The 11,005-nt window shown below is 48.0% G+C and carries 9 protein-coding genes; 8 read left to right on the plus strand and 1 reads right to left on the minus strand.

From position 1 onward, the window contains the following. Positions 1-26: 26 nt before the first annotated feature. The 8 genes from AC0YNT_RS12530 to AC0YNT_RS12565 all read left to right on the plus strand — a co-directional run bounded on the left by AC0YNT_RS12530 (position 27) and on the right by AC0YNT_RS12565 (position 10,112). Positions 27-935: a helix-turn-helix transcriptional regulator gene (locus AC0YNT_RS12530; protein ID WP_475804858.1), complete on the plus strand. Its 909-nt coding sequence runs from the start codon at positions 27-29 to the stop codon at positions 933-935. A gap of 73 nt (positions 936-1,008) precedes the next feature. Beyond that, positions 1,009-1,530: a DinB family protein gene (locus AC0YNT_RS12535; protein WP_475804956.1), complete on the plus strand. Its 522-nt coding sequence runs from the start codon at positions 1,009-1,011 to the stop codon at positions 1,528-1,530. Positions 1,531-1,902: 372 nt separating this feature from the next. Beyond that, the gene (urtA, locus tag AC0YNT_RS12540; protein ID WP_475804859.1) at positions 1,903-3,153 is read left to right on the plus strand and encodes an urea ABC transporter substrate-binding protein; all 1,251 of its coding nucleotides are present in this window, start codon (positions 1,903-1,905) and stop codon (positions 3,151-3,153) included. A gap of 113 nt (positions 3,154-3,266) precedes the next feature. Beyond that, positions 3,267-4,172, plus strand: a complete 906-nt coding sequence (gene urtB, locus AC0YNT_RS12545; RefSeq protein ID WP_475804860.1) for an urea ABC transporter permease subunit UrtB — start codon at positions 3,267-3,269, stop codon at positions 4,170-4,172. A gap of 17 nt (positions 4,173-4,189) precedes the next feature. Continuing rightward, positions 4,190-5,284, plus strand: a complete 1,095-nt coding sequence (gene urtC / locus AC0YNT_RS12550; protein WP_475804861.1) for an urea ABC transporter permease subunit UrtC — start codon at positions 4,190-4,192, stop codon at positions 5,282-5,284. Then, complete coding sequence (gene urtD, locus AC0YNT_RS12555) at positions 5,256-6,032, plus strand: urea ABC transporter ATP-binding protein UrtD (RefSeq protein WP_475804862.1); 777 nt, start codon at positions 5,256-5,258, stop codon at positions 6,030-6,032. Before urtC ends, urtD begins: the two co-directional genes overlap by 29 nt. After that, positions 6,010-6,708 (plus strand): urea ABC transporter ATP-binding subunit UrtE, encoded by a 699-nt coding sequence (gene urtE, locus AC0YNT_RS12560; RefSeq protein WP_475804863.1) that lies wholly within the window; start codon positions 6,010-6,012, stop codon positions 6,706-6,708. Before urtD ends, urtE begins: the two co-directional genes overlap by 23 nt. Positions 6,709-7,391: 683 nt before the next feature. After that, positions 7,392-10,112, plus strand: coding sequence for an S-layer homology domain-containing protein (locus AC0YNT_RS12565; protein WP_475804864.1), 2,721 nt, complete (start codon positions 7,392-7,394; stop codon positions 10,110-10,112). A 56-nt stretch (positions 10,113-10,168) separates the two neighbouring features. On the opposite strand, the gene AC0YNT_RS12570 is transcribed toward AC0YNT_RS12565, so the two are convergent. Then, a complete protein-coding gene (locus AC0YNT_RS12570; protein WP_475804865.1) occupies positions 10,169-10,900 on the minus strand; it encodes a suppressor of fused domain protein in 732 nt (243 codons plus the stop codon). Positions 10,901-11,005: the final 105 nt, after the last annotated feature.

Consider the following 11,005-nt stretch of genomic DNA (forward strand, 5'->3'; position numbering starts at 1 on the left):
ACAATATGAAATAGGTTGAGGTATTTATGAAGCTAGAACGCTTGATCTCCATCATCTACAAGCTGCTTAATAACGATGTGCTGCCGGCATCTATCCTGGCAGAAGAGTTCCAAGTTTCTCAGAGAACGATCTATCGGGATGTCGATGTAATCTGTGCGGCGGGGTTTCCGGTTGTATCGTATCAGGGGAACAAGGGCGGCTTTGGCATGATGGACGGATTCAAAATGGATAGAAGTCTGCTCGGTTCGTATGACGTCGATTCCTTGATCACTGTACTGAAGGGGCTCTCCACCGTCTTTGAGGACGAGCGTGCGCAGGGGACAATCGAGAGGCTGCAAACGATCGGAACGGAACAGCAGACTTCCCGCTTAGCGGTAGATTTTGAAACCCGCCGGATGGATCCCGAAGTCCTTCCTCTACTACGTCAAGCCATTTCGGCACGGACGATTATCCGGTTTGATTACATTAGTGGGAAGAATGAGCGGACAAACCGTGAGATGGAACCAATCAGGCTGCATTTCAAGTATGGCAACTGGTATATGTATGGCTATTGCCGAACGCGCTGTGATTATCGGGAGTTCCGGCTTTCCCGGATGGTGGAGTTATCCCTGACAGAGCATACTTTTCAGCCGCATCAGGAGGTGCCTGAGGAGGCTGGCCCATTTGTGGGGGAGCAGATTCATGTAGAAGATGTGGTGATCCGGCTTGGGCCGGAAGCTTTGGCGGAAGCGATGGATCAGTTTGGTCATGTGGAAAAATCCTTTCATACGGACGGCAGCATGACGATGCGGATCCCGGTGTATAAGCCACTGGAAGCCTGCTGGCTATGGGCTATTCTTCTGAGTTTCGGCAGCGGCGCCGAAGTGCTCGAGCCTAGTGGACTAAGAGATATCTTAAAACTAGAGCTTCAAAAAACACTCCAACTTTACGAGTAGTATGACACACTGTTGTCATACTGCTTTTTTTATAATGACAACATGACCAGTCAAAAAGGAGACGATATACATGATGAATTATCCATCAGAAATGTTTAACTACCACACTTGGGCAAGCCAGACGATCCTTGGGAGAATCGAGGAGCTGCCAGCCGCTGTACTGCATCAGGAAGTGAACAGCTCTTTCCCAACGATTGCCCATGCACTTAATCATATTTATGCCGTTGATAAAATGTGGTATATGGTGTTAACGGGCACCGATATGGGAGAAGCGCTGCAAGAGTGTATGCCGTTAAATGGGCGTATCCTTCAGACGGTTGATGAGTACGTCATCCTTTTCAATGAGCTATCTGAACAATTCAGAGAATGGATTAGCAGTGAGTCTGATTTGGATCGAACCATCACACTAAACAATCCATATGCCGGAATACGAGAAACACGCCTATCAGAGATCGTACTTCAGGTTGTTAATCATGGAAGCTACCATAGGGGGAATATTTCCACTATGCTGCGACAGTTGGGATATGCTTCTACGATGAACGACTACGTATTATTCTTGTATCAGCAGCCTGCGGAACAGGCAGAGGCTTCATAGGTTAAGGTAGCATGGCAACAGTGCACGGTATATCGTGCACTGTTTTTTTGTGATCTCATGTACGACCTAGGAGCCATCACTTTGGTCTCTAATCGGCAGATCGAATGCAATAAACATAACATTATTTGTTAATTTAATGGTATAAATTGTTGGTAACCAGATTATATCGCTACGGATCATGACATACTTTGGCGAAAAATGCCATAAGTCCCTCGATTAATGAGGCGAATTTCCTCATTTTTTAATTTAAATGTCATGTATATTGACATGAAAATTGCCCCCTCCTATAATGATGATGCGAACGATGGAAATGCAATCCATTTTAATGTTCGTGATTAGAACAAAAACAAAGAAGAGTTGGGGAGTGGAGAGATGAAAAAGAAATGGTTTTATCAGATGGGGCTTGTTGCAGTGGTACTTAGCTTACTGCTTGCAGCTTGCGGCAACAATGAGGAACCTGCATCCACAACAACAGAGAACGGCTCGGGAGCTGCAACCGGTGACACAATCAAGGTAGGGGTGTTGCATTCTTTAAGCGGAACGATGGCAATCAGCGAGGTATCCGTTCGGGACGCTGAGATGATGGCGATTGAAGAAATTAACGCAGCTGGCGGTGTGCTTGGCAAGAAGATCGAAGCAATCCAAGAGGATGGCGCATCCGACTGGCCAACCTTTGCTGAGAAAGCGCGTAAGCTGCTCTCGGAAGATAAAGTCGCAACCGTGTTCGGAGGATGGACGTCTTCCAGCCGTAAAGCGATGAAACCGGTGTTTGAAGAATTGAACGGATTACTCTGGTATCCGGTTCAATATGAAGGCCTCGAAGCTTCCCCTAACATTTTCTATACAGGTGCAACAACCAACCAACAAATCGTTCCGGCGGTCGACTGGCTGCTTGAGAATCGCGGCAAAAAGTTCTATCTGCTTGGTTCAGACTACGTATTCCCTCGTACAGCAAATCTGATCATCAAAGAGCAATTGAAAGCAAAAGGCGGAGAAATGGTTGGAGAGGAATATACGCCGCTTGGCCATACCGACTACAGCACAATTATCAGTAAAATCAAAGAAGCGAAGCCGGACGTTGTGTTCAACACACTAAACGGTGACAGTAACGTTGCATTCTTCAAGCAGCTGCAGGATGCAGGCATTACGGCTAAAGATATGACGACACTGTCCGTATCGGTCGCCGAAGAAGAAATTCGCGGCATCGGCGTAGACGTGCTGCAAGGTCAGCTGGCTGCATGGAACTACTATCAAACGACGGATACACCAGCGAACAAGACGTTCGTTGAGAACTATAAGAAGAAATACGGTGAAGACCGCGTAACGGCAGACCCTATCGAAGCAGGCTACACCGCAGTATACCTGTGGAAGGCTGCAGTAGAGAAAGCAGGCTCGACCGACGTGGATAAAGTGAAAGAGGCGGCGAAAGGGCTCGAGTGGGATGCTCCTGAAGGTAAAGTGAAGATTGATGGAGAAACGCAGCATATTTTCAAAACCGTGAGGATCGGCGAAGTGCAGGCAGACGGACAGTTTGAAGAGCTGTGGAACTCCGGAGATGCGGTTAAACCGGATCCATTCTTGAAAGGTTACGACTGGGCAGCAAGCATCAAACCGACAGATTAATCGGGTGAGCTTAAGCTAAGCGGCAGCGATTAAGGCGGGGAGTATTCGACAGGATTTTGCTTCGAATGCTCCTTTTCCTTTTGTGGCGGAAATCAGGAAGGAGCTGAAGGTGTATGGAAGTAATTGCGTTGCAGTTGTTTAATGGGTTGAGCGTCAGTTCGATTTTGCTGCTGATTGCGCTTGGCTTAGCCATTACGTTTGGTTTGATGAAGGTCATCAATATGGCGCATGGGGAGCTTATTATGATCGGCGCTTACTCCACGTACTTGACGCAAAATATATTTAACGACTATTTGCCGAAATCAATGTTCGATTGGTATTTCGTGCTTGCGATCCCTGTCAGCTTCCTGATTGCCTTCTTATTTGGCCTAATTCTTGAGATGAGCCTCATTCGGTTTCTATATGGCAGACCACTCGACAGCCTGCTCGCTACATGGGGTGTTGGTCTAGTGCTGCAGCAGCTCGCGAGATCCATCTTCGGGGCGCCAAACGTTGCGGTGACGAGTCCGTCCTGGCTGGATGGTGGTGTTACCTTCCTTGGATCGGTGCTTCCATACAAGCGGTTATTTATTATCGGACTGGTCGCTCTCACGCTGCTTGCGATGTACTTCTATATATACCGCAGCCTTGAAGGGCGCAGAATGCGGGCAGTTATGCAAAATCGCGACATGGCCGCATGCCTTGGCGTATCGACTCGCCGCGTTGATGCAATGACATTTGCAATTGGCTCGGGGATTGCAGGCATTGCCGGATGTGCGCTTACGCTGCTTGGTCCAATTGGACCTTCGCTTGGCACTTATTATATTGTAGATGCCTTTATGGTTGTGGTTCTTGGCGGGGTCGGCAAGCTGGTTGGTACCGTGCTTGGTGCGCTTGGGATCGGCGTGTTTAATACGATGTTCGAATATTGGACGAATGCATCGCTTGGCAAAGTACTCGTATTCATCTGTATCGTTGCCTTCCTGCAATGGAGACCGATGGGGTTCATCGCGATGCGCTCGCGTTCGCTTGATTCATAGAGAAAGGTGGAGAATCGATGTTGACACTAAGAAAATTATCTCCCCAACGTTTATGGCTGCTCGCTGGATATGCAGCGGCCGCCGCTGCGCTGTTCTCAGCTCCGTTGTTCTTAAGCGACTTCCGGTTAAATCTGCTTGCCAAGTTCTTGGCTTTTGCGATTGTCGCGCTTGGTCTTGATCTGATCTGGGGCTACACCGGTATTCTTAGCTTAGGGCATGGCATCTTCTTTGGTCTTGGTGCCTATGCGATGGCGATGTACCTGAAGCTTGAAGCAAGTGGCGGTAAGCTTCCGGATTTTATGGGCTGGAGCGGTTTAAGCGAGCTGCCGTGGTTCTGGAGGCCATTCGAGAATTTCGGATTTGCGGTACTTATGGGGATCCTCATACCTGCTGCATTGGCGCTGTTTCTTGGTTTATTCACCTTCCGCAACCGGATTCGCGGCGTCTATTTCACCATTCTTACGCAGGCTCTTGTCATCATTACAACAACGCTGCTTGTTGGTCAGCAGGCGTATACAGGCGGGACGAACGGTGTTACGGGTTTTAGCAAAATATTAGGGGAATCCATTGCTTCGCCGGATACGAAGCGGATGTTGTATTGGGTGACGGCGGCGGTGCTGGCGGCAGTGTTTATCTTGTGCCGTTATGTCGTAAAAAGCCGGTTCGGCAAAGTGCTTCGCGCTATCCGTGACGGAGAGAACCGGGTTCGCTTTATCGGCTATAATCCGGCTGTTTATCAAATGGTTATTTTCACATTGTCGGCTGCGATTGCGGGGATTGCAGGGATGCTGTTTGTGCTCCATGTTGGTATTATTTCGCCTTCTATGATGGGGATCGTTCCTTCGATTGAGATGGTGCTGTGGGTTGCGATTGGTGGCCGTGGCACATTGATCGGTGCGGCAATTGGCGCAGTGCTGATGAACTGGGCGAAAAGCGAGTTCAGCACGACCTATCCGGAAGGATGGACGTATTTCCTCGGCGGCGTGTTTATCCTTGTTGTTGTCTTTCTGCCAAACGGGCTGGCGGGACTGGTCAGTAAGCTCAAGTTCAGCAAAACAAGACAGGTTAGGAGTGAGGCGGAGCATGACGGAATCGAGCATCCTGCAGTGTGATGAGGTGACGGTGGCGTTTGATGGGTTCAAAGCGATTCAGGGCATGAGCCTGCATTTGCAGAAAGAAGAGCTTCGTTTTCTAATCGGTCCAAATGGTGCTGGTAAAACAACGATGCTGGACGTGATCTGCGGCAAGGTGAAGCCGACGACTGGCTCCGTTACCTTCAAGCAATCCATCGATATCGCGAAGAAAAAAGAGCATCAGATCGCCGAACTTGGCATCGGACGCAAGTTTCAAGCGCCGTCGATTTTTCCATCGATGACGGTGTTCGAGAATTTGGAGATTGCTATGCGCCAGCGGCGCGGCGTGTTTACGGTGATGTTTGCCCGGATGAAGGCGGAGGAGCGGGAACGTATCGAGCAGCAGCTTGTTATGATTGGACTGCAGGATAAGGCGGATTGGCGGGCGGGCGGCTTGTCGCATGGCGAGAAGCAGTGGCTCGAGATTGGTATGATGCTGCTTCAAGAACCGGAAGTCTTGCTGCTGGATGAACCTGTAGCAGGGATGACCGATAAAGAAACAGATAAGACAGGCGAACTATTAATTGAGATAGCCCGGCATCGTTCAATCGTTGTGGTGGAGCATGATATGGAGTTTGTCCGTAATTTTGCGAGCAAGGTAACGGTCATGCATGAAGGGAAGCTGCTGAAGGAAGGCTCGATGGAAGAGGTGCAGCGGGATGACCGTGTAGCTGAAGTCTATCTAGGGAAAAGGCGGGATGCAGATGTTAGCCGTTCAACAGCTTGAAGCGGGTTATGGAGAAAGCATCATTTTGCGTAATGTCACCCTGCGGGTAGAACCTGGGCAGGTTGTCTGCCTGCTTGGACGTAATGGTGTCGGGAAGACGACGCTGATGAAGAGTATTATGGGCTTGCTCAAAGCGCGAAAAGGAACGGTCGCTTACAACGGACGTGAACTGACGAAGGCCGCGCCGGGACGCCGCGCGAAGAGTGGAATCGGTTATGTGCCGCAGGGACGTGAAATTTTCGGACAGCTGACCGTCTATGAGAATATATTGGTCGGCCTTGAGGCTTCGCGGGATAATAAGCTCCAGTCCATTCCGGAGGAGGCGATCGCCAAGTTCCCTGTGCTGCCCACGATGTACACTCGGCGCGGCGGCGATCTAAGCGGCGGCCAGCAGCAGCAGCTGGCTTTTGCTCGGGCACTCGCTTCAAAGCCAGACTTGCTACTGCTCGATGAACCATGCGAGGGCATCCAGCCATCCATCGTCGATGACATTCGTGATGTGATCCGATCCATTAAGGCGGATGGGAAGACATCGATTTTGCTGGTGGAGCAAAGCCTTGATTTTGTGAGGAGTGTTGGGGACTATTTTTACGTGTTAGAGAAGGGTGCTATCGCATGGGAAGGCGGCCTTGAGGCGCTGAGTGATGAAGTCATTAAGAAGTATTTGACGGTGTAACTGAAATAGGATCTCTTGGATCCGTCTAAAGACGTGAGCTACATTGGATTATATCCAATAGAATGATACGCGGAGAATGATAGAAAAAGCCTACGTTGGATGTACTCCAATAGAACTCTCGAGAATGACAGTAGATTCGTATAAGTGGGGGATTTTATTGGATTTATTCCAATCAAGGTTCGAAGCTATACCCAATTTAGCGTAAATATTGGATGAAATCCAATGTTTGATCCAAGGGAAATAAAAGTGGTTGTACAAGGTACGAAACCTGTGCAGCTGCTTTTTTTGTTGTGATCCAATATCAAATATGCCTCAAACCTACTTGTGGTGTTTTCTTTATTCATCGGCGACGCCTGACAGCGGGCAGACTCACCCATATTGTGCATGTGCTGCAAAAGGATCTGGGGCTGCCTTCCAAAGTGGAGCATCTGTATATCATGGGCGGAGCGGTTAACGTAATAAGGTTATGAGTTCAAAACAGAGCACGGCGAGAGTCTGTTTTCTTGTTGCAGTTAACATGGATTACTACTTTCGAATAATATCCAATTTAATGCAGTAATGTTAGTGTTGAGGTGGTTTTGGGAAAAGTGCGTCCATTGAAAGCTGGTTGTTTTAGGTTAATGGGAGGTGTTTTTATTTTTAGAAGAAGCCTACATTTACTCATCCTGCTGACCACATTTTGTATGCTGGTTAGCATTGTCCCTCCGACTTTGGCCGCTGCTGCGAATGATAGCAATGGAGCAGGTCAGGCAGAGCAGTCCGGGCGTCCTGTCTTCAGCGATATTCAGTCGCACTGGGCATACAACGAAATTATGGAGCTTGCCGAGGCGAAAATCGTGGCGGGGTTCACGGATGGAACGTTTAGGCCTTCCGGTCAAGTGACGCGGGAACAATTTTTGAAGATGCTGGTGGAACTAAGGAAAAGTAAAAGCACAGACGCTTCACAACCATTTAAGGACGTCGAAGCCACACGGTGGTCCGCACCTTATATTGCGGCGGGATTAAAAAACGGAATCTTGCTGCTAACCGATTATCCGGACGGCAAATTTAAGCCAGGTCAGCCAATTACCCGTTTCGAGATGGCCATTTGGATTGTCAGAGCGCTGAAGCTTTCGCCGGGAACCAATGAGCAGCTAATAAGCAAGCTGAAAGATCAAGCGGACATCAAACAGAGTCGGAGTTTAATAGAGGCTGCGTTGCAGACAGGAATTATTCGAGGGATGCCGGATGGCAGCTTCAAAGGCGGAAATGTTTCGACCCGCGCGGAAGCGGCCGTCATGCTTTCGCGTGCTCTTCATTATTCATCGGGTGAACCGACGAACCCTGGAACTCCCCGCAAAATTGTCCAATACAGACCTGAAGTGAAACTAAGCACTAGTAAGAATTATTCGATGATAGATAGCTCGACTTGGGTCATTAACGATCCGAATATGAAACTAAAAGTTGGCGATGTGTTCGTCATGCCTCCAAATGACAAGTATTATGGCGGCATTGCGAAAAAGGTAGTATCGATCAGTAATAAGAACGGCTCGCTTGTTGTCAAAACCTCCGTTCCTAGGCTGAAGGAAGTGTTCTCCAAGCTTGATATAAGTACGACGGAGATGATTGATCCAAAGCTGCTCAAGCCTATTAATTCATCCGTTACGATTCAGACCAGCGGGCAAAGTCTACAGAAAGTGAATATGGGTCTGCAGAGATCCGCATTCGCCTCACAAAGCGGGTCTTCCTATACCGCACAAAACTATGCAGCGCTGACTTTGCCATGCTTCAACATTGCCATGAATAATGCAAAGCTTGATGGCATGACGTTTGATGCCAGTTTGAATGCCTGCAATGTAGGAATTAATGCGGATATCGGTCTTGATGTCGATTTCGATTGGTTCGACACCGACCTGGAGTTCTATTCGAAGCTTGTGCTGATCGGCGATATTACAACGAAGGTTCACGCGGCGGCTGATACAGGCAACAGCGCATTAAATGCGCCTAAGTTTATACCACTTACTACGCCATTCTACGTACCTGTCTTTACCGGCGTTTTCGTTAAGGGACAGCTGTTTTTACGAATCGATCCTGATTTCAGGGCTTCAATCGTTGTTAATTTCACCGACAACTTCCACCTGGAAGAGGGATTTAGTCTTTCATCCAGCAACGGACTCCGCGGGATTGATAACACAACGAACTCGGCAAGCTTGGACGTTGATACAAAAGCGAATGCGAGCATTGCCGCTGGACCAGACGTTCAATTGACGCTAACACTGCTTGATATGGCGTATGCCGGCTTTGACCTGTATCCCGGTATAGAAGCAGGCTATAATCGCTATTACGAACAGGGAAGATGCGACGCGATCAACGTTGACGCTTTTCTCCGGTTGGATGTGATCGCGGGCTACGATATTTGGATAGCCTCTGATGAATTCAGATATAATCTGTTAAACGCGAAGTATCAGCTCTATCAGATGGAGATAAATTGTCCTCCGCCTCAGCCTCCCGGCAATGTAAAGGCTAAATTGATCGGCTATCGGGCATCACTTGGCCAATACAACAGTACGATTATCAACCGAACTGACGTCCAGCTGAGCTGGGATGCCGTGAAAGATGCCGCGAGTTATAACATTAAACGCTCGGAATCACCTGGTGGTCCGTTCACCGTAAGACGTACAGCGAATACACAGTTTAAGGATACAACCGCCTCGATCGGCAAAACCTATTATTATCAAATTACGGCTGTGAATGAGCATGGCGAAAGCAAACCTTCCTCAACGCTAACCGTAGCGGTCACGGTTCAGCCACCGCCGGCACCACAGAATTTGACCGCAGCAGCAAGGGGTGGTGCAAGTGTCAATCTCCATTGGAATGACGTCGGAGGACTTGTGGAGTATACCGTACAGCGCGCGGATGGGCACGGTACGAATTTTACGACGATAGCCTCTGATGTGAGTGGTGTGTCGTATACGGATTCATCAGCTTCTCTCATAAAATCCTACAGTTATCGTGTCATGGCTAAGGATCAAGGGGGAGTAAGTGAGCCAAGTAATGTCGTCTTTGTCCCGATACCAAACATTGAAGTTATTCCAATTGATCCTGGCGGCCCCATAGGCCCAATTATCATTACCAAATTGCCGGCACCTGCCAATTTCAATGCCGGAACAGACACTAATAGCGGGAAAGTGAACCTTAGTTGGAACGCGGTTAACGGGGCAGCGGGTTATAACGTCATGCGTTCGACGGCAGCAAACGGAACATTCGCGGTAATTGGCTCTAAAATTGCGGATACGAAGTTTACGGATACGACGGCTGCCGTTGGCAATACGTACTATTACAAGGTCGCGGCGGTGAATAGCAGCGGCGCTGAAGGCAGTGTGACGCCAGTCAAGTCGGCTGCACCGAGCTACGGAATACATTAAGTGTTTATGAAAAGAGCAGTTCCTCTTATCGAAGGAACTGCTCTTTTCTCTGTCTATTAGAACAAGCCTAACCACTTTTTGCAGGTATTTTTGCGTCCTGGATCAACAATCGGAGTAATGCCGGCTTTATCAAGCTTTTCTAATAAGGCATCCGAGCCGTGCTTGAGTTTAAAGCTCATTTCACTATTATAAAGAGGCATTAAGTTGAAGAAGTGTACTTCCTTGCCTGGTAAAATCGGTAGCGTAAAGAACTCTTTCGGCGATTGGACTGTAGTGGGAAGGGTAAGCATCATACCCGACAGCTTTGTATTTTTTGCATAGGGCTCTACAGGATTGTTATTTGGAATCGTATGGCCTGCATACAGCCAAGTTTTGTATTCATGCGGAAAACGCGCAAGCGTCTTTAGGCTTCTGATGGGCCAATAATTCTCTTCGTTTTTAAAGCTTTCTTCAGATAGTTCCCAAGAAGCAGGGAGACAAATCATAAGTTCGGCATAACGGAAATCTTCCGCTCCATCAGGCACTGTCATAGATATATTACTCATTCCGCAGGTTATTAAGGTAATGTAGTTTCTCTCTTTGGTTGGAGCGACGAACAAGATATCCAGATGAATGAGATCGGAGATCATTTCATGGAAAACAGCTTGAATTGGCCCGATATGCTTCTCAACATGCTGGGAAATTAAATCAATGGAGACCTCATTAGCTTGAGCAAAAGTAAAAGAGTGGTTCGATGGTTGGTGACGATAAATGATACTTCCAGCAGGCGAGCGTTCTTCTGTTTTCATAAGGACTCCTTCGGGATAAAGATTTAATATAATTAATTAAATAATACAATTTTGTACATTTTTTGGATAGATTCAGTTTTGGTACTTAAATACTTGAAATATCGC

The sequence above is a fragment of the Paenibacillus sp. J22R56 genome (assembly GCF_056269375.1).